At 57.8% G+C, this 18613-nt stretch carries 22 protein-coding genes; 4 read left to right on the top strand and 18 right to left on the bottom strand.

Annotated elements, in window-relative coordinates; all coding sequences use genetic code 11:
* Positions 1 to 9: 9 nt before the first annotated feature.
* From lafB to lafA (E5E96_RS05015), 3 genes are all read right to left on the bottom strand, one after another.
* On the bottom strand, positions 10 to 1293 hold the full coding sequence (gene lafB, locus E5E96_RS05005) for a lateral flagellar capping protein LafB (RefSeq protein ID WP_171283203.1): 1284 nt from the start codon (positions 1291 to 1293) through the stop codon (positions 10 to 12).
* A 114-nt stretch (positions 1294 to 1407) separates the two neighbouring features.
* Positions 1408 to 2271, bottom strand: coding sequence for a lateral flagellin LafA (gene lafA / locus E5E96_RS05010; RefSeq protein WP_171281668.1), 864 nt, complete (start codon positions 2269 to 2271; stop codon positions 1408 to 1410).
* A gap of 173 nt (positions 2272 to 2444) precedes the next feature.
* Positions 2445 to 3308, bottom strand: coding sequence for a lateral flagellin LafA (lafA, locus tag E5E96_RS05015; protein ID WP_017409415.1), 864 nt, complete (start codon positions 3306 to 3308; stop codon positions 2445 to 2447).
* A gap of 209 nt (positions 3309 to 3517) precedes the next feature.
* On the opposite strand from lafA (E5E96_RS05015), the gene fliB reads away from it, so the two are divergent.
* Positions 3518 to 4681, top strand: coding sequence for a flagellin lysine-N-methylase (gene fliB, locus E5E96_RS05020; RefSeq protein WP_171281669.1), 1164 nt, complete (start codon positions 3518 to 3520; stop codon positions 4679 to 4681).
* A gap of 57 nt (positions 4682 to 4738) precedes the next feature.
* Here the strand turns inward: fliB and E5E96_RS05025 are convergent, their stop codons facing one another.
* From E5E96_RS05025 to lfgB, 12 genes are all read right to left on the bottom strand, one after another.
* A complete protein-coding gene (locus E5E96_RS05025) occupies positions 4739 to 5740 on the bottom strand; it encodes a hypothetical protein (protein WP_171281670.1) in 1002 nt (333 codons plus the stop codon).
* 21 nt (positions 5741 to 5761) lie between these two features.
* Positions 5762 to 6661, bottom strand: a complete 900-nt coding sequence (gene lfgL / locus E5E96_RS05030) for a lateral flagellar hook-associated protein LfgL (protein WP_043126871.1) — start codon at positions 6659 to 6661, stop codon at positions 5762 to 5764.
* A gap of 10 nt (positions 6662 to 6671) precedes the next feature.
* On the bottom strand, positions 6672 to 7991 hold the full coding sequence (gene lfgK, locus E5E96_RS05035) for a lateral flagellar hook-associated protein LfgK (RefSeq protein ID WP_171281671.1): 1320 nt from the start codon (positions 7989 to 7991) through the stop codon (positions 6672 to 6674).
* Positions 7991 to 8389 (bottom strand): rod-binding protein, encoded by a 399-nt coding sequence (locus E5E96_RS05040; protein WP_017409409.1) that lies wholly within the window; start codon positions 8387 to 8389, stop codon positions 7991 to 7993. Before E5E96_RS05040 ends, lfgK begins: the two co-directional genes overlap by 1 nt.
* Positions 8390 to 8397: 8 nt before the next feature.
* The gene (gene fgIL / locus E5E96_RS05045; protein ID WP_017409408.1) at positions 8398 to 9501 is read right to left on the bottom strand and encodes a lateral flagellar basal body P-ring FlgIL; all 1104 of its coding nucleotides are present in this window, start codon (positions 9499 to 9501) and stop codon (positions 8398 to 8400) included.
* Between the two features lie 8 nt (positions 9502 to 9509).
* Positions 9510 to 10181 carry a flagellar basal body L-ring protein FlgH gene (gene flgH, locus E5E96_RS05050; RefSeq protein WP_017409407.1) on the bottom strand — a complete coding sequence of 224 codons (672 nt, stop codon included), beginning with the start codon at positions 10179 to 10181 and terminating at the stop codon, positions 9510 to 9512.
* Positions 10181 to 10966: a lateral flagellar basal-body rod protein LfgG gene (lfgG, locus tag E5E96_RS05055; RefSeq protein WP_017409406.1), complete on the bottom strand. Its 786-nt coding sequence runs from the start codon at positions 10964 to 10966 to the stop codon at positions 10181 to 10183. The genes flgH and lfgG overlap by 1 nt, the downstream gene beginning before the upstream one ends.
* Before the next feature lie 83 nt (positions 10967 to 11049).
* Complete coding sequence (lfgF, locus tag E5E96_RS05060; RefSeq protein ID WP_017409405.1) at positions 11050 to 11784, bottom strand: lateral flagellar basal-body rod protein LfgF; 735 nt, start codon at positions 11782 to 11784, stop codon at positions 11050 to 11052.
* A 10-nt stretch (positions 11785 to 11794) separates the two neighbouring features.
* Positions 11795 to 12988 carry a lateral flagellar hook protein FlgEL gene (gene flgEL, locus E5E96_RS05065; protein WP_029304693.1) on the bottom strand — a complete coding sequence of 398 codons (1194 nt, stop codon included), beginning with the start codon at positions 12986 to 12988 and terminating at the stop codon, positions 11795 to 11797.
* Positions 12989 to 13006: 18 nt separating this feature from the next.
* Positions 13007 to 13702, bottom strand: a complete 696-nt coding sequence (locus E5E96_RS05070) for a flagellar hook assembly protein FlgD (RefSeq protein WP_029304692.1) — start codon at positions 13700 to 13702, stop codon at positions 13007 to 13009.
* Positions 13703 to 13705: 3 nt separating this feature from the next.
* Positions 13706 to 14131 (bottom strand): lateral flagellar basal body rod protein FlgCL, encoded by a 426-nt coding sequence (gene flgCL, locus E5E96_RS05075; protein ID WP_017409402.1) that lies wholly within the window; start codon positions 14129 to 14131, stop codon positions 13706 to 13708.
* A gap of 2 nt (positions 14132 to 14133) precedes the next feature.
* The gene (gene lfgB, locus E5E96_RS05080) at positions 14134 to 14523 is read right to left on the bottom strand and encodes a lateral flagellar basal body rod protein LfgB (RefSeq protein WP_005305804.1); all 390 of its coding nucleotides are present in this window, start codon (positions 14521 to 14523) and stop codon (positions 14134 to 14136) included.
* 51 nt (positions 14524 to 14574) lie between these two features.
* Between lfgB and lfgA the strand changes: the two genes are divergently transcribed.
* The 3 genes from lfgA (at position 14575) to lfgN (ending at position 16167) form a co-directional block, all read left to right on the top strand.
* A complete protein-coding gene (gene lfgA / locus E5E96_RS05085; RefSeq protein WP_171283204.1) occupies positions 14575 to 15375 on the top strand; it encodes a lateral flagellar basal body P-ring formation protein LfgA in 801 nt (266 codons plus the stop codon).
* A 76-nt stretch (positions 15376 to 15451) separates the two neighbouring features.
* The gene (gene flgM / locus E5E96_RS05090; RefSeq protein ID WP_171281672.1) at positions 15452 to 15727 is read left to right on the top strand and encodes a flagellar biosynthesis anti-sigma factor FlgM; all 276 of its coding nucleotides are present in this window, start codon (positions 15452 to 15454) and stop codon (positions 15725 to 15727) included.
* 2 nt (positions 15728 to 15729) lie between these two features.
* Positions 15730 to 16167 carry a lateral flagellar protein LfgN gene (lfgN, locus tag E5E96_RS05095; protein WP_301271279.1) on the top strand — a complete coding sequence of 146 codons (438 nt, stop codon included), beginning with the start codon at positions 15730 to 15732 and terminating at the stop codon, positions 16165 to 16167.
* Positions 16168 to 16170: 3 nt separating this feature from the next.
* Here lfgN and lfiJ read toward each other — a convergent pair whose 3' ends face one another.
* Genes lfiJ through lfiH form a run of 3 tightly spaced genes read right to left on the bottom strand, consistent with a single transcriptional unit; the run spans position 16171 to position 18613 of the window.
* A complete protein-coding gene (gene lfiJ / locus E5E96_RS05100) occupies positions 16171 to 16587 on the bottom strand; it encodes a lateral flagellar protein LfiJ (RefSeq protein ID WP_171281673.1) in 417 nt (138 codons plus the stop codon).
* Positions 16588 to 16596: 9 nt separating this feature from the next.
* Positions 16597 to 17928: a lateral flagellar FliI-like assembly ATPase LfiI gene (gene lfiI / locus E5E96_RS05105; RefSeq protein ID WP_171281674.1), complete on the bottom strand. Its 1332-nt coding sequence runs from the start codon at positions 17926 to 17928 to the stop codon at positions 16597 to 16599.
* Complete coding sequence (gene lfiH, locus E5E96_RS05110) at positions 17921 to 18613, bottom strand: lateral flagellar assembly protein FliH (RefSeq protein WP_043163919.1); 693 nt, start codon at positions 18611 to 18613, stop codon at positions 17921 to 17923. Before lfiH ends, lfiI begins: the two co-directional genes overlap by 8 nt.

The raw sequence follows: 18613 nt of genomic DNA on the forward strand, positions 1-18613 counted from the left end.
CGTGCCGGTTTAGAGAGCACCCATAGTCTGCATCATCTGGTTCATAGTGGTGAACTGATTGAGGTAGCGCTTATACGCGGATTCCATACGACGATCCAGCGCATCCATCCGCTCGGTTACCCGTTTCTCACTTGCTTCCAGGCCGGTCTTGCGTCCCTTGAGGGCACCATCCCTTTTAGTGTAAGGATCGAGCGAATCACTCATCTTCTTGAGCAGACCATTATCGCCCATAAGAGCCTTACCAAGCAGCTCGGGATCTTTCTCTAGCGCCTTGTTGAAGTCGGTCTCGTTGAAGGATAGCTTGCCCGTCTTATCGGTCTTGATGCCGAGACTGCTGAGGCTAAATCCATCTGGCAGGTCCCGCACACTGCGAGACAGGGTGCTCTTGAGACTGCGCACACCGCTGTCAGAAGAGAGGGCTCCCGGCGCCTTGGGGTCGCTGGAGGTCATCTTGGCCAGCTCATCGACCAGCTCGTTATAGCTGTCGACAAACTTCTTGAGAGATCCCGTCACTGCTTCTTTGTCCTGATCTATGGTCACCATTAGAGGGGCATCACCCGCCTTCTGGGCCTTGGTCAGCTGGAAGGTCAAGCCGTCAACGACGTTTTCTATCTTGTTGCTGGAGGAGGTGATGGTCAGCGGATTGTCGCCCCCCATTCGCAGCTTGGCATCCTGTGCCTGGGTGATGTCCTTCTTACCGGCAACGGCCGTACCCAGAGCATTCGAGCCATCTCCGCTATAGCTCAGCGTGATGGCATTCTCCACCCCACTCTCCTTGCTGGTCAGCACCATGCTGACCTTGCCGTCGGTACGCACCAGGGTTGCCTTCACACCCGGGTTGTCCTTGGCATTGTTGATATGGGAAACCAGATCCTTGGCGGTTGAGCCTGCAGGCAGGGTCGCCAGATCGATGTCGATAGTCTTTCCCTTGACAGTGAGCGAGAAGACACCATTGGTCGGCAGTGGGGTGGTGTCGCTGTCGAGCTGTAGACCCACCTGATGAGACTGGGCCAGCTGCTCCACGAAGAAGTTGTACTGACCCGAACTGGCCTTGCCGTTGCTGGTGACCGTCATGACCCCCTCTTGAGACATACTGGCCTTTTGGGCTTGCAGATTGCTCGCCTTGTTCAAATCCTTGAGCATGGTCTGGAAGGTCGACAGCTTGGTGGTGAGCGTGCTGATGGCGCTCTGCTGTCCCTTGACACTGTCCAACTGCTTCTTCAGCAGCTTATCCATGTTCTGGCGCTCTATGGCTACCAGTTTCATTGCCATGCTGGCCGGATCTACTTGCATCATCACATCCCTATCAATTTATCGGTGGCATGCTCGTTGGAAAAAACCGAGTCGGTGCTTTCCAACGGACAAACAATAACAAAGCCACCCCTCTCGAGGTGGCTAGGCAACAGATTAACGCAGCAGGGAAGTCACCATGCCGGTCATCTGGTTGGAGTTGGACAGCACAGACATGCCAGCCTGCATCAGCATCTGGTTCTTGGTCATGTTGGTGCTTTCCTGAGCGAAGTCGGCATCCATAATACGGCCGTTCGCCAGATCGGTGTTCTCTTTCATGTTGGAGAGGTTGTTGACTGTGTGTTCCAGACGGTTGATGTTGGCACCGAAGGCGGAACGCGCCTCGCCGATCCCCTTGGAGAAGGTGTCCAGCTCGGCCATGGCGGCGGTGGCTTTGGCCTGATCATCAATGCCAGCGGCGACGGCGGTACCCTTGGTACCCTTGTCATCGGCAATCACGCCCTTAAGAGCGGTGGCCAGGGCACCATCATCCTTCAGCTCCAGTTTCTCGGCGGCAGTGCCACCGATCTGGAAGGTCACGGCTTTCTGGAAACCTTGATCCTTGGCCAGCAGAGTCTGACCACCAAAGGTGGTGTTGTTGGTGATGTTGTCCAGCTCGGCGCGCAGTTCGCTGAACTCGGCATTCATCGCCTTGCGATCGTCAGCGGTGCTGGTGCCGTTGGCAGACTGAGTAGCCAGATCCTTCATGCGCTGAACGATATTGCTCATCTCGTCCATGGCGCCTTCGCCAGTCTGCATCATGGAGATGGCATCCTGGGAGTTGCGCATGCCTACTTTCTGACCGCTGGACTGGGATTGCAGACGGGTCGCCATCTGCAGACCGGCGGCGTCATCGGCGGCGGAGTTGATGCGCAGACCGGTGCCCAGACGTTGCATGGCGGTGCCCAGCATCTTGTTGGTGGAATTCAACTGGCTCTGAGTGGTCAGGGAAGCGAAATTAGTGTGAATGGACAAGCCCATGATTTACTCCTTAAAAAGCTGCGATGCAGCGGGTAACCCTATGGGAATGAAAAGCGACGGGAATCGGCCAAGACTTGAATGGAGATCGGGAAAATATGCGGAAAAGCGGAAAGAAGGTAGAAGAACAGAAGGAAGAGGGCACTCATCCAAGGATGGGATGAGTGCCACCTGAATTAACGCAGCAGGGAAGTCACCATGCCGGTCATCTGATTGGAGTTGGACAGCACGGACATGCCAGCCTGCATCAGCATCTGGTTCTTGGTCATGTTGGTGCTCTCTTGGGCGAAGTCAGCATCCATAATACGGCCGTTTGCCAGATCAGTGTTCTCTTTCATGTTAGAGAGGTTGTTTACTGTATGTTCCAGGCGGTTGATGTTGGCACCGAAGGCAGAACGAGACTCACCGATCTTCTGGGAGAAGGTATCCAGTTCAGCCATGGCGGCAGTTGCCTTGCCCTGATCGCCGATGCCTACCTTGACGGCTGCACCATCGGTACCTTTGCCGGTACCCACAACTTCCGCCAGCGCCTTGGCCAGGGTGCCAGTCTTCTTCAGTTCGAGCTTCTCGGCACCGGTACCGCCAATCTGGAAGGTCACATCTTCCTGGAAACCTTTGCCGGTCTTGAGCAACTCTTGTCCACCGAAGGTGGTGTTGTTGCTGATGTTGTCCAGCTCGGCGCGCAGCTCGGTGAACTCGGCATCCATGGCTTTGCGGTCTTCAGCTGTGCTGGTGCCGTTCGCAGACTGGGTAGCCAGATCCTTCATGCGCTGAACGATGTTGCTCATCTCATCCATGGCGCCTTCACCGGTCTGCATCATGGAGATGGCATCCTGAGAGTTGCGCATGCCCACTTTCTGACCACTGGACTGAGATTGCAGACGGGTCGCCATCTGCAAGCCAGCGGCGTCATCGGCGGCGGAGTTGATGCGCAGACCGGTACCCAGACGCTGCATGGCGGTGCCCAGCATCTTGTTGGTGGTGTTGAGCTGGCTCTGGGTGGTCAGAGAAGCGAAGTTGGTGTGAATGGACAAGCCCATGATGTATTCCTCGATATGACGCTGCACAGCAGCCTGTTAGGTGGACATCAGATATAGGCGACCTCTTTCTCGCAGAAATGTAGACAGCTTGACGCATATTTTTTTGCACTTCCTTCACCCCGTCGTAGTCAACGATCTCTGTGGCAGAGTCAGAGTATTCGGCATGGTTATTGCTATTATCACGGCACCTCTCTTTACCGGACAGCGACATGGCAGCCTCTCTCTATACCCCTCACTTTGTTAAACATTTCCAGTGCATAGGAGATCGCTGCGAGGACAACTGCTGTCATAGCTGGACCATCAGCATCGACAAGTTGACCTTCCGAAGCTACGAGAGGCACCCTGACCCCACAGTCCAGTCCCTCAGCAAATTACATATCCGCAAGGTCAAACAGAGCAATGAACATTGGGGGGAGATCCAGCTTGACGAGCAGGGAGCCTGCCCTTTCCTTGATGAGAATCGTCTTTGCCAAATTCATAGCAAGGCTGGTGCCGAAGCGCTGAGCCATACCTGCAAAACCTATCCAAGATCCCATTCACGCATAGGCAACCAGGTCCGGAAATCCCTGATGCTCTCCTGCCCCGAAGTCAGCCGGCAGTTGTTGCTCGATCCGATGGCAATGCAAACCGAGGTCACCGAGCTGGATCAACGCCTGCCGTTCGTATCCCCTCCCTCTACCGCTATGGCCACTCTGCACAGCTTGAGCATCCATGTACTGGCTGCCACGGAGGTTCCCGTCGAAATACGGCTGTGGCTCATCGGCATGCTGGTCCACCGGGATCCAGCACAGCTGTCACACGAAGCCTTTCTGGATCAGGTGGCCGTACTGGCTGAACGGGGAGAGCTCCTCACCATGTTCGAGCAGCTGCCGGTCTTGCCACGGTTGCAATGGTGGGGACTGCGGACCATCACCCATCAATTGCTGTCCTACTCACAGGGAAGGCGTGGGCGGCAAACCATGCAAGGCTGTCTCGACAAGATCAACCGGCTGCTGGAGGGGGTCTATGATGAGGAAAAACTCGCACAGCTGCAGCAGGCCTGGTATGGCAAGGTTGTTCCCTTCTTGGCGGTACGCCCCCAGATCATGGACAACTACCTGCTCTATTACGTCTACCACCATAACTTCCCGCAGCAGCAGAGCACCCCGGCCCAAGCCTATCAATTGCTGGTTATCGACTACTTCCTGCTACGCAGCTACCTGTGCCTGCTGGCCATGGATAAAGAGCTAGAAGAACAGGATATCATCAACCTTTTCTACAGCTATCACACCATACGCCAGCACAATGCAGGTTTTATCAAGACCATAGAACAAGGATTGAGTGAGTCTGGTTTTGCATCGGATCTGAGCCTCTACGCCCTCCTCAAACCTTGAAATAAAAACCGCCAGCAAAGCGCTGGCGGTTTTTTAGATCGGTGCACTCGTCCGGACTCAGGTCAACAGGGCAACAACGTTTTGGCGCGATACATTGGCCTGGGCCAGCAAGCCGGCCATAGTGCCCATGAAACCACCGTCCTTGAGTTGCTGGCTGAGCTTGCCCTGCAACTGCTCAAGCTCTTCCTGCTTGAGGTTCTGGCTGCGTGCTTTCACTCGGTCAAGCTGCTTAACCATCTTTTGGCGAAACAGCTTAAGTTCTCGTACCGACTGTTCGATCTCGCCGAGCAGCCTCTTTAGCCGCTGCTGCTCCTGCTTGATCTCCCCCTTGTCAATACCTTCCCCCAGCTGGGTCAACTGCCCAGGCTTGGGTTTGAACTGCACCGGAACAGGATTGCCTGCTGGAATACGGATCCCCTCACCACTGAGCAGAACCGGTTCATCCAGTTTGCGTCGATGCAGTTCGGGGACGGTCAGTTCCAACTTGCCCAGTTCATTCAGTCGAGCCTGAATATGCTCTTTGCGCAGTGCCCGATCCAGTCGGGTAACCGCTTCCGTCTCATTGGCGCCAGCAGGAAGCATCACCTCGACGGCACTGCTGGTCTGCGGGAAGGAAAAGACTAGGCGTTCGGCACTCGCCTTGGGACTAAGCAGATCAATCCGCTCCGAGCCATAACTTACCCGGCTCTCCCCTGCTGAAGCGAGCAAGCGGGGCTTCAACTCTGTGGTCAGCGGTGCCTGGGGTTGAGTCAGCTTCTCTTCCAGCAACTTGAGGCGTGAGACCAGATCACCGCTGGTGGCACGGCTTTGACCAAGCTGCTGTTCGAGACGCTTCAATTCACCCCAAACCTGGCTCAAAGCCTGCTCTCCCCCTTGGGCATGAGCGATCCGCTGCTGCGCCGTACCGATCAGGGCCCAGCGATCTAGCCGGACTATATTGGGATGACGTTCTGTTTTGGTGGCTGGTTGGGACGCACTCTGAGCAGTCACGCGCCCGTGCAGTCTAGGCTGGGCTGGCGTTTCGGCCACGCCGCCCAAACGGGTTTGTTGAATCTGCATCATGGCTCCCTGAAACTGGATTTATGGCATGTAATTGAACAGGCTCAGCCCATTGACCTTGGCAAAGGCCTGCTGCTGAACTTGCAGAGCCATCAGCACATGGGCCTGTTGGGTGACGGCACTTGCATAGTCGAGAGACTCTATCTGATTGCTCACCTCCTTGCTATAGACGCTCTTCTCAGCATGCCCTTCATCCACCTGGTCGAGCAGATTGATGCGGGCACCAATGGTGCTGACCATCTGGCTGATATCATCTTGCAGGGTCAGACTGCGATCCAGCATAGCCCTGGCCTTATCGGCAGAGTCCGCAGCACCACTATCGAAAGAGGCCACCATGTCGTCGAGCTGCTTAAAGAAGTCCCCGTTCTGGATGAACAACTTGTCTGCGGTATGGTTAAGCTCCACCGTCACCCCCTTGGCGATGCCGACTTCGCGCACCAAGTTATCCCCCTGGTAGACATAGTTACCGCTCAAGTCTTTCACTATGGCGGTCTTATCTACCTGGCTGCCGCTAAACAGACTGGAGCCACTCTCGTTGCGGGCATTGGCGAGGTCCAGCAAACCATCCTTGATTATGGCCAACTCGCTGGAAACAGCCCGACGATCATCTTCGGAAAGGGAGCCGTTGGCAGCAGTCTGGGTCAGATCACGCAATCGACTCAGCATGTTGGTCATAGTGTCAAGCTGGATCTCCCCTTGAGAGAGCTGGCTCTTGGCATTGGCAATATTCTTCTGATACTGCTCCATGGCCACCTGCTCTTTCTTCAATCCGAGCAGACGCACACTCCCCACCGGGTCATCAGAAGGCTGCAGAATACGCTTGTTGGTGGAGATCTGACGATCGAGGCGGGCATATTCACCGAAACCATACTGCAGGTTATCGAGCATGCTGAGTTGAATCTGGTTTGTACTGATGCGCATGATCGCTCCGCTAGAACATGTTCAGGATGGAGGTGAAAAGTTGCTCTGAAGTGCTTATCACCTTGGCGTTGGCCTGATACGCCTTGGTATAGGCCATGATCTTGATCCCTTCCTCATCCGTGTTGACCCCGCTGACGCTGCTCAGCTTGGTGGCCAGCTGTTTCTCCATATTGGCATCAGCCGTCATGGTGGCCTTGGCCTGGCCACTTTGTACCGCCATCCGGCCAAGCAAGGCGCTGTAGGCATCATATTGATCATCTTTGATGGTCAACAGCTCCTGCAGATTGCGGTTGTCACCACTGCCGCCGCCGGCCTTGGCAAAGGCGAGGTCATCGCCAGTGAAGCCATCGGCAATCTTCAAAGTGCCGGACGGGTTGAGGGGATCGTAGGTGAAGAGCGGCTTGCCCGGATTACCATGCAAGTCGACACCGCCACCCTGCTTAGCATTGAAATCATCCGCCAGTTTTTTCGCGATCTGGTTGAGCTCGTCACGCAGCGGACGCAGAACTGTCGTCCGATATTCCATGACCCCCGCCAGGCTGCCGCCATGCAGCTTGGGAATATCAAACGATTGCGGACCGAAGCTCAAACTGAGCTTGTCACCCGCCAGTGAGAGTGTACTGCTGCTGCCGGCCAGCACCAGCGGCTGGCCCTGAGGCAGGCTCAGTGAGAACGAACCATCACTTTGCCGGTTGACCCTGACTTCCATGAAGGTCGACAGCTCACGCACGATCTGCTCGCGACTGTCTTCCAGCACCGAGGTATTGACGCCCTTGGAGGCCTGCTCGCTGATCTGGGTGTTCAACTCGGCAACCTGTTTCAGATAGCTGTTAACCTGAGAAACGGTACTGTTGAGCTGATCATCGATCTGCTTCTCCTGGGTCAGCATGCTTTCATTCAATTGGCCAAAGCGGTTGGCCAGTGCCCCCGCCGAGCTGACGATCTGGCTGCGCTGAGCCGGCGTTTCCGGGCTGTCGAGCGCTGCACTCAGAGAGGCGAAGAAACTGTCCAGCCCCTTGGCGATGTTCATCGACTCGCTGCCCAGCAGTTGTTCGGTGGTATTGATGTATTGATGGAAAGAGTAAGAGGCGCCGGTTGCAGAGCGGCTGCGCCAATGTTGGGAGACCAGATAGTCATCCGTGATCCTGCGAACACCGGTTACCTCTACCCCCTGGCCATTATCCAGCCGGCCAAAACCGGACAGGCTGCCCATCATGGCTTCCTGGCGGCTATAGCCGATGGTATTGACATTGGCGATATTCTGGGCGGTGATATTTAACGCGATCTGGGCCGAGTTAAGTCCGCTAAAACCGATATTGAGCAGCGACATCAGTCAACTTTCCTCATTTTTGCCGAATTCAGAGGCTGACTGAAGGCAGCCAGGGTCTGCTGTTCTGAAGCGACCACCGACTCGGCATTCTTTAATGTCGGCGCCAATTGGCTGACCATCTGCTCTTTCAACCCGATGCCGCCACGCTTGACCATGCTCATCGCCAGCTGGCTATCATACATGTCGCGATAGAGCTCCTGGCCCTTGATGAGCTTGTCATCCTCGTCCTGCATGGCATCGGAGGCTGAACGCATGTGCTTGAGCACGGTTTGCAGGAAGCTCACCTCGAATTGGCCGGCGGCCGCATCCAGTGCGGCACGCTGATCCGGGTTGCTCTTTATCTGCTGCAGTTCGTTGAGATCCTGATAAAACCCAGGTTCCGAGGTTATTCTGGTCATAGAGATCCTTAGATGACCACCAGCTCTCCCTCGAGGGCACCAGCCTCATCGAGTGCTTGTAGGATGGCCATGACATCATCGGGGGTTGCCCCGAGCGAGTTGACTGCCTTGACGATCACCTCCAGTGAGGTGCCATCCGGCCAGACAAACATGTTGTTTCGTTCCCGATCCACCTGGATCTTCGAGTTGGGGGTCGTGGTGGTCTGCCCATTGGAGAAGGCATTGGGCTGACTGACCGTCTGGCTCTCGCCAATGGTCACCGTCAGACTACCATGGCTGACCGCCGCTTTGTGAACCTTGACCCCCTGCCCCATGACCACGGTTCCGGTCCGGCTGTTGAAGACGACCCGTGGGCGCTCCTTGCCCATATCAACCTGAATGTCCTGCAACAGCGCCATGAACGAGATCCGCTGGCTCTCATCCTTGGGTGCCGCCACCTGGATCCGCCCCGCACTGACCGCTCTGGCCACCGGTCCCAGCTGGCGATTGATCTCCCGCTCCACATTGCGAGCGGTCTTGAAATTGGGCTGGTGCAGATTGAGCGTCACTTCGGGCTTTTCCGCAAAGTTGCTGGCCACTTCGCGCTCTATGATGGCGCCGTTGGGAATGATCCCTGCGGTCGGCACGTTGATGGTCACCGACGAACCGGACTGCCCCTCGGCCTTGACCCCGGCCACCACCAGATTGCCCTGGGCGACGGCATACACTTCCCCATCGATACCGCGCAGTGGCGTCAGCAGCAGCGAACCGCCGCGCAGACTCTTGGCATCCCCGATCGAGGTGACCGTTACATCCACCATCTGCCCCTTGCCTGCCAGAGCCGGCAAATTGGCCTGAACCGACACCGCCGCAACGTTCTTGAGCTTGGGATCGATATCATCCGGTAGTTGGACCCCAAACTGCTTGAGCATGTTGGCCATCGACTGGCCGGTGAACTTGACCTGACTCTTGTCACCCGTGCCGGACAAACCCACCACCAACCCATAACCCACCAGCTGGTTGGTCCGCATCCCCTGCACATCGGCGATATCCAGCAAGGCCCGCTTGGCGGGTGCGGCATTGGCCCACCAGGGCAGGCAGAGGCAAAGCAGGGTGATAAACCATCTGTTCATGTAAGACCTCAAAAGGGGGCGAATGCGGAGCTGAAGAAACGCCCCAGCCACCCCATCTGGTTGCTGTCGGCAAGGGCTCCACGCCCGGCATAGGTGATGCGGGCATCGGCGATGCGCTGGGATGAAATACGGTTGCTCTGGTCTATATCCTCAACCCGTACCATGCCACCCAACCGGATATACTCATCGCCCTGGTTGAGCCTGATCCACTTCTCGCCGCGGATCCCCAGCACCCCGTTTGGCATCACTTCGGCCACCGTCACCGTGATCGAGCCGGCCAGAGTATTTTGCTGGCTGGAAGTCGCACCGCCATCAAAGTCACGATCCGCGCTGAGTGACGCCCCCCAGTCAGAACGCACCTTGCCACCTATGGTCGGTGCCGGCACGTTCATGCTGCTGTTCTTGCTCATACTGGTGTTGGCTTTCTTACTCGACTGGGTACGCTCTTCCAGCACTACGGTGAGAATATCGCCAATACGATAGGCTCGACGATCCTGAAACAGGGTCATCATGTAGTCGCCGCGATAGAGGCTGCCGTCTTCCCCCTTGGCCGAGACGGGCAACTTGGGGCGTGAAGGCGCCCACTTTTCCTCACCCGGTTCGGGAGCCTTGAGCTCATAGGTGGCACAGCCGCCCAACAGCAGTACCACCCACAGATAACGCCACATCGTCTTCATCATCACAGCGCTTGGGTAATGAACTTGAGCATCTGGTCGGCCGACGAGACGACCTTGGCGTTCATCTCATAAGCCCGCTGGGTAGTGATCATGTCGACCATCTCTTCCACCACGTTGACGTTGGAGCTCTCCAGCGTGAACTGCTTGATGGCCCCCATGGCCTCTTCACCGGGCACACCTTCAATGGCCTCACCAGAGGCGCCGGTCGCTCGATAGAGGTTGCCACCGAGCGCTTCCAGGCCGGCAGGGTTGGCAAAGTTGGTCAGGGTGATGCGACCCAGCTCCACATTTTCCTGCTGGCCCGGCAAAGTCGCACTCACGGTTCCATCGGTGCCAATGGACACCTTGGTCGCATTGTCCGGGATCTGGATCTGCGGCAGCATGGGCAAGCCATCGGAGTTGACTAGCAGGCCTTCGGCGTTGCGATGCCACTGACCATTGCGGGTATAGGCGGTCTCACCGTCAGGGCGTTCCACCCCGAAGAAACCGGCCCCCACGACCGCCATGTCCAGCTCCTGGTTGGTGTTCTGGAACTGGCCGGGAGTGAACACTTTCTGGGTACCGACCACACGAACCCCGTTACCCATCTGGATGCCGATGGGAGACAGGTTCTGTTGATCCTGCTGGGCCCCGGGCTGGCGTTGCACCTGATAGAACAGATCTTCAAACGCAACCCGATCGCGCTTGAATCCGACCGTGTTTACGTTAGCCAAGTTGTTGGAAATACTGGCCATTTTGGCATCTTGCGCCGACAGACCGGTTTTACTTACCCAAAGTGCCGCGTGCATCTTCGTCTCTCCACCTGATTCATGAGGACATCAACGCCCCCTCAATGCGAATTGGCCGTGGCGGGCAGCAAGCCCGCCACTCATCAGCCCTGGCCGGAAATCAACCGGGCACCTTGCCGGGCCTGATCGTCCGCTGTTTTCATCAATTTGACCTGCAGTTCGAAATTGCGGGTCAGCGACATGCTGCTGATCAGCTCGTCGACTGCATTCACGTTCGCCCCTTCCAGAAAGCCGGACGCCAGTACCACCTGCTCGCTGGCCTCGGCATCCCCGCCCTGACGCAACCGGAAGAGACCATCCGGCCCCTTGACCAGTTCTGCCGGGTCCGGGTTCACCAGCTTGAGACGCCCCACATCCAGCCGGGCACCGCCGCCGGGCGGTGTGATACTGAGTGAACCGTCCTTGCCAAAACTCAGATCCCGATAGGCAGGAAGGACCATTTCCCCGCCTTCCCCCAGTACCGGACGACCATTGAGCGTCAGCAGACCATCGGCATCACTCTCCAGATTGCCGGCCCGGGTATAGGCCTCTTTGCCATCGGCGGTCTGGACCGTGATAAAGCCTTCACCACGGATCGCCACATCCAGCTTGCGGCCCGTCTGCATCAAGGCTCCCGCCTTGAAGTCGGTACCGGCCAGCTCCTCGCGGGCCATTACCCGGCTTGGATAGCCATCACCGGCCAGGGCATAGGCCGACACGCGCTCGAAGTCAGCCCGAAAGCCGGCCGTGTTAACGTTGGCCAGGTTGTTTGCCCGGATTTGCTGGGCCATCAGGGTATGCTGCGCCCCCGACATGGCGGTATAGATAAGCTTTTCCACGCATCAAGCCTTAGAAGGAGTTGAAGAGAACCTGAGTCATCTTGTCAGCGGAGCTGATGGTCTTGGCGTTGGCCTGATAGTTGCGCTGAGAAGTCATCAGGCTGACCAGCTCCCCGGTCAGATCCACGTTGGAGCCCTCATAGGCCCCTGCGGTCAATGACCCCATGGTCCCTGTGCCAGGGGCACCCAATACCGGCTGGCCAGAGCTGAACGATTGCTGCCAGGTGGTGTTGTTGGTTTGCAGCAGGCCGTTGGGGTTGGTGAAGTTCGCCATCACCACCTGGCCCTGCAACAGGCTCTGACCGTTGGTAAAGGTGGCATAGACACCACCATCGGCATCCACCCGCACCCCGGTCAGATCGCCGGCCGCATAACCATTTGACTGGTTGCGCGTGGCGTTGAAATCGGAGGCGTACTGACTGACACGGGCGATATCGACCTGCAGGGAGATCTTTTCAGCGCCGGGTGGGGTCAGGTCCAGGACCGGGGAGGTCGTCGGAGACTTCAGGGTACCGTTGGTGTTGAACTCCAGCGTCACTGGTGTACCTGTCTTGGTGCCATTGAAGGCATAGTTGACCTGCCAGGTGTTGTCGGCCGTCTTGACGAAATACTGGGTGACGGTGTGCTCAACCCCCAGAGAATCATACACCTTGCTGGACTGGGAATAGCTGAAGCTGTCCGACTTGGCTGGGTCGAACGGATGGGCTGTCTGGTCGATCACGCCGGCATCGGCCTTGAGGTTGGCGACGAACTCCAGCTTGTCGGATGGTTTGGCAGGCAGGCTGCCAGCCTTGACCTGAATGTCTCCCACCACGCCGGACTGCAGTTCGCCCGCATCATTGGTGGTGTAGCCTTGCAGCCGGGTACCGCTGGCGGTGGTCAGGTAATTGTTAGGATCCCGCTGGAACATGCCTGCCCGGGTATAGGAGGTCTGACCGTTGCTGTCCTTGAGTACAAAGAAGCCGCTGCCCGAGATCGCCAGATCCAGCCCTCGACCGGTACGGGTCACGTCACCATTGCGGTCGAAGTTCTGGGAAACGTTGTTCATCTCGACCCCGCCCGCCTGACCGCCACCATAGATGGCAGCAAACTCGGCACGGCTTGACTTGAAGCCGGCCGTGCTGGCGTTGGCCACGTTGTTGCTGATGACACTCAATTCCTGGTTTACGGCGCGCAGGCCGCTCAATCCGATACTGAAAGACACAGTTTCGCTCCTATCTGATTACGCCGATTTGCCGAACTGGATGGCGCTGAAGAGAGGGACATCGCCCACTCCGGCCACCTGTAACATGATTTCGCCTGTACCAGGCAGGGTGACCCGCTCTACCGTGCTGGCCACATAATTCTTGGTAGTGGTCGCCACACCGTTGAGCGAGGCTTTGACCTCGAAGCTGTATTCACCGGCAGGCAAAGGCGGCAGTTCATAGTCGAGGCCACCGGCCTTGCTCTCACCCCAGTTCTTGGTTGCAACCAGGGTGCCGTGCTCGTCATACACCTTGAGCTCAACCTGATCGGCTGCACCGGCCAGCTCCACCTGCCCCCGGATCGCTTTTTCATCGCTCTTGGTCAGTGTCTTGCTCGGAACCATCACTTCCTTGTCGATCAGGTCCGTACTCTGCAGTACCTGCTGGGTATCCATCATGTTGATGGACTTCTGCTGCAGGACTTTCAGGCTTTCCACCCCTTCCACCATGCTGAACTGGGCCAGCTGGGTAACATACTGGGCACCATCCAGGGGGTTGGTGGGATCCTGGTTCTGGATCTGGGCAACCATCATCTGTAGGAATTCGTTACGCAACTGCATACCGCTCTGAGCATTCTGGCCGGCAGCCGTGTTATTGGGGGCTATCTCCGGTGTCGTGTTGCGCTGGCTGGTGCTGCGGGCCGTATCCAGACTGCTTACCTGAGGCAGGCTCATGGCTTACACTCCCTGACCCAGGCGCAACAGACCCTGCTGCATGCTGTTGATACGGTTGATCACCTCGACGGAGGTTTCAAACCCACGGGAGGCACTCATCATGTCGGCCATCTCCTCCACCGCGTTGACGTTGGAGTAGTAGACAAAGCCGTCCTGATCAGCCAGGGGGTTGGTGGGCTCAAGACGCTTCTCGACCTGACGATCCGATTGCACTATGCCGGCAATCTGCACCTGGGCCGACCCCAGCGACTCGGCATCCTGCACCCGCTGATAGAGGGTGGAGAACACCGGCTTGATGGCACGGAAGGCAGCCTCTTCACTGCCCGCAGCACTGTCCACGTTCGCCAGGTTGGAGGCAACTGTGTCCAGACGAACGGTTTGTGCTCGCATTGCACTACCGGCAATGTCATAGATGCGATTGAACGACATAATCAGCGGCCCTCGATCGCTTTGGCGATCCCGGTAATTTTCATATTCAGAAAGGTGAGACTGGTCTGGAAATCAGTAGCATTGTTGGCAAACTTGCTCTGCTCGACGCTAAGTTCGGCGGTGTTGCCATCCATCGATACCTGATAGGGAATGCGATAGAGAGGATGCTGCATGTCATTGGCCATGCTGCCCTGTGCAATGGCGGCACTCTCGTCTCCCGCTGCAACTTGCTGCGCGACACGCCCCAGAATCGTCTTATAATCGACATCCCGGGCCAGATAACCTGGGGTATCTACATTGGCCAGGTTGCCTGCCAGGATACGCGCCCGATCCGCCCGCACATCGAGGGCATAAGGGTGTACACCCAAAGCGCTGTCAAATGAGATACTCATGCTTCATCCTTCTATGAATCAGTCAGACCGGTGCACTCTTTATCAAGACTCATGCCAACCATGAAGAACCTTTATTTCCGCTGGTTACAGCGTCAACAGTGGCTGATAACACGGATAAAAGGGGAAGCACTGTTTCCCGTATGGAAGCGAAGCAACGTGCTGGCCCTGTGGCTACTGTCATGGCCACTGCTGGCCGAGCCAACCGCCCTGACCCGGCAGCTTGAAGCGCTGTTGCAGGAGGATGCCAGCCAGGCCCTGCATGCCTATCTGCAGCAGCAGGGCTGGCCAGCGCCCGAAGCGGAATATCAGGTCTGGATCTCCCCGGCAGTCACCCATCTACCCGACTGCTCGCAACCTATCCGCCTGCAGGCCGGCGGTCAGTACCGTCAGCCCTGGGGACGACGACCCTATCTGGCAGAGTGCGTCGACCCGGCCTGGCAGATCAGGGCCAGGGTCGAGGTGACACTGATGCTGCCGGTCTGGGTGACGGCGCAGGAGTTGCCGAGAGGCCATGTCATCCGGCCGGGCGATCTCATCGAAAAATCACTTGAGGTCAGCCGGTTGCAACGTGGCTTTGTGCCCACCTCAGAGTCTCTGGTGGGCAGCAAGAGCAACCGCAACCTGCGGATGGGTCAGCTGATTGGCGAACTGGATTTGCAGAAAGCCTGGGCCATACGGGAAGGTGAAGGGGTGTTGATCCGGGCTAGCCAAGATGGATTTTCCGCCACCACGCGGGGCCGAGCCCTGGCGAACGGGGCCATCGGCGAGGGAATTCGGGTGAAAAATCTGAGTTCAGGCAAAGAAATCCAGGCCTGGGTGATCGACAAGGGGGAAGTTGAAACCCGTTTTTAACGCAAAGCACAGGTTTGATTTAAGTTACATCGACCTTGGGTCGCTTGTCATAGATAGACCATCAGGAATTGACGTTATGAAGATCACACGCACCGACCCGCTCTATGTTCAGGCCCAGCTGCAACGCAAGCAGGAAGCGCCATCCACCCCGTCGCAGCCACGCGCCAGCCAAGCTGATGCCCAGATCAGCACCACGGCCCAGTTCGTGAATCAGGCGAGGGCCGAGCTGGCTACGACTTCCGACGTGGATATGGACAAGGTCAACCGGATCCGCCAGGCCATCAGCGAGGGCAAGCTCGGACTCGACATGGATGCGCTGGGTCAGGCCATTCTGGACATGCATCGTCGATGAGCATGGACGCCAAGCAAAGGGTCAAAGAACTGATCCTGGGCATTCAGCAAGACAGCACCCGCTATGTCGCCCTGCAACAACTGCTGCTGCGCCAGCATAGTCTGCTGGCAGCTCACGACGTCGACGCGCTGGCTGAACATAATCAGCAGCAAACACAACTGATGATGCAGGTGCAGCAACAGGCGCAGCAACGCTGTCAGCATCTGCTGGCGCTGGGATTGAAGCCTGATGAAAAGGGGATGGCGGCACTCATCGAAAAACTGCCCGCCAACCTGCAACACAAGGTTGCCAAGCAGTGGCTGCAGCTGGAACAGCTGTTGCAGCAATGTCTGCGTCAGAACGAGCTCAACGGCCGCTTGCTGGCCGGCCAGATAGAAACCATCAATACGCTGCTGGGTCAGGAACCCGCCTATGGGCAGCAGGAACGCTTTCCGGATTAATCCCTACTCCCCTTTCATCATGCGATGCCGCAGACTGGCCAGCTCATCCAGCTGGCGTTGATCGCGCGACTCCAGCTGCCGCTGCTGTGCCTGTTCACGTTTATCCAACAGCAGTTCCAACCCTTTGACCCGACCAAACTGTTTAAGCACCTCTCCCTCGTGTCGCTCCAGATCGAGTCTGGCCAGAGCAGACTGCTGCATTTGATGGGCCAGCAGTTGCCGCAGCTGACCATCCATCTGATGCTTGTTCAGCCACAACAGAGGGTGAAAAGTTGCCGAACCACAGTGCAATGAGCCAATGACCTCCTGCAACCGCAATGCCCGCTGCTCTTCCCGCATGGCATCTTCCCGCAGTCGTTGGCGCTCCTTGCCCATGTTTTCCAGCGCATCCTGCTGCAAACCAAGATAAGACTTCAGCACGGTAGCCCCTTATTGCCTTCCGAGCACTTGTCGGAGCCCGGTGGTGACCTGAGCGAGGGGAGTCTCTTCGTGGATGCCTTGCTGCAGGAAGGCGGCAATAGCTGGATAACGCTGCACGGCTTCATCCATCTGGGGATCGGCGCCCGGCTGATAACCACCTAGCGGCAGCAGCTCACGCACCTGCTGATAGCGACCCCACAGTTGACGCAACGTGACGGCCAGTTGTTGCCATTCGGCAGGTACCACTTGCGGCATTACCCGGCTGACCGAGGCACCAATGTCGATGGCTGGATAGTGACCTTCCTCCGCCAATCTGCGGGTCAACACTATGTGACCATCCAGAATGGCGCGAGCCGAATCCACCACCGGATCCTGCTGATCATCCCCCTCCGCCAGCACCGTATAGAAGGCGCTCAGGGAACCATCCGGGTGCGTACCATTACCGGCTCGTTCCACCAGCTGGGTCAGCATGCTGAATACCGAGGGTGGATAACCTCGAGTCGCAGGCGGTTCCCCTATTGCCAGGGCTATTTCACGCTGGGCCTGAGCATAGCGGGTCAGAGAGTCCATCAACAGCAACACATCCTGACCCTGCTCACGAAAGTACTCGGCGATACGGTGGCACAGCTGAGCCGCCCGCAGCCGCATCAGTGGTGACTGATCTGCCGGCGCCGCTATCACCACGGCGCGAGCCAGCCCTTCCGCCCCCAGGCTGTGCTCGATGAACTCGCGCACCTCGCGTCCCCGCTCACCAATCAGGCCGACGACGACTATCTGGGCGGTAGTATTGCGGGTCATCATGCCGAGCAACATACTCTTGCCGACCCCTGAGCCCGCAAACAGGCCCAGCCGCTGTCCCTTGCCGACGGTCAGCAAGCCGTTGATGGCGCGGATGCCGACATCTAGCGGCTCGCGAACCGGTGTACGCAATAAAGGGTTCGGAGGGGAAGAGAACAGCGCAACATGCTCCCCCTCATCGCACAGCGGCCGGCCATCCAGTGGCTGCAGCAGGCCATCGACGACACGACCCAGCAGGTGTTCACCGACCCGAATCGTCTCTTCTCCGTCGATGGGCAGAACCCGGGCTCCGGCATAGAGACCGCCCATCGGTTGCAGCGGCATCAGATAGGAGACATCGCGGTTGAAGCCCACCACTTCAGCCAACAATGGCGTGCCTGTCGCAGTATCGACCCTGCAACGCTGACCCATCACCAGCTGGCAGCCCACCACCTCCAGCGTCAACCCTGTTACCCGCACCAGCCGACCATAGCGGCGAAAGCCGGGGACATCGTCAAAGCTGTCCAGCGCCGATGTGAGCGCCTGTTGCAGGGCTTCATGCATCCTGGGGCAATTCCAGTGTGCTGTTGAGCTGCTCCATGCAGGCGGCAAGACGTTCGCTCGTGTTGACCTCTATGACCGCCGCCCGGGTCTCCAGGCGTGCATCGCCTATGCCCAGTGCCGGGTCCACCTGCAATGGCCACCCCTCGCAGCGGGTCACCCCCTGCTCTGCCAGTCGCTGCCGATCCCCTTCGCTGAGATAGATCACCAGCTCTTCCGAGGTAGCGGGCAGGCTCGCCAACGCCTGTTCTACCTGTTTGAGCACCTGTTGCGGATTGAGCGTAAATTCGGCCTGGATCACCCGCTTCGCCACCTGAGCAACCAGCTGGGCCACCAGTTCCTTCTGTTCCTGCATTCGACTGCGGGTCAGGGATTCCCACTGCGCCTGCAATTTGGCAAACGGCACCATGGCCTGATCGAAAGAGGCTCGCCCTTCCGCCAGTCCCTGGGCAAACCCGCGGGTTTGCCCTTGTTGTAGCCCCTTCGCCTCCCCTTCCACCAGCCCGCTGGTCAGGCCCTGCTGGTATCCTGACTGATACCCTTCATCGTGCCCTTGTTCCAGCCCCTGCTGATAGCCGAATTCGAATTGTTCCTGCTGGCTCTGTGCCTCTTCTCCACTCTGTCCCAAGGATGGGAAACGGTAGAGGCGGGTGGCTCCCGCCGCCAACTTGCGCACACTGTGGCTCAT

It is taken from the genome of Aeromonas sp. 1805, from assembly GCF_013085525.1.
In the GTDB taxonomy this organism is placed as follows: domain Bacteria; phylum Pseudomonadota; class Gammaproteobacteria; order Enterobacterales; family Aeromonadaceae; genus Aeromonas; species Aeromonas hydrophila.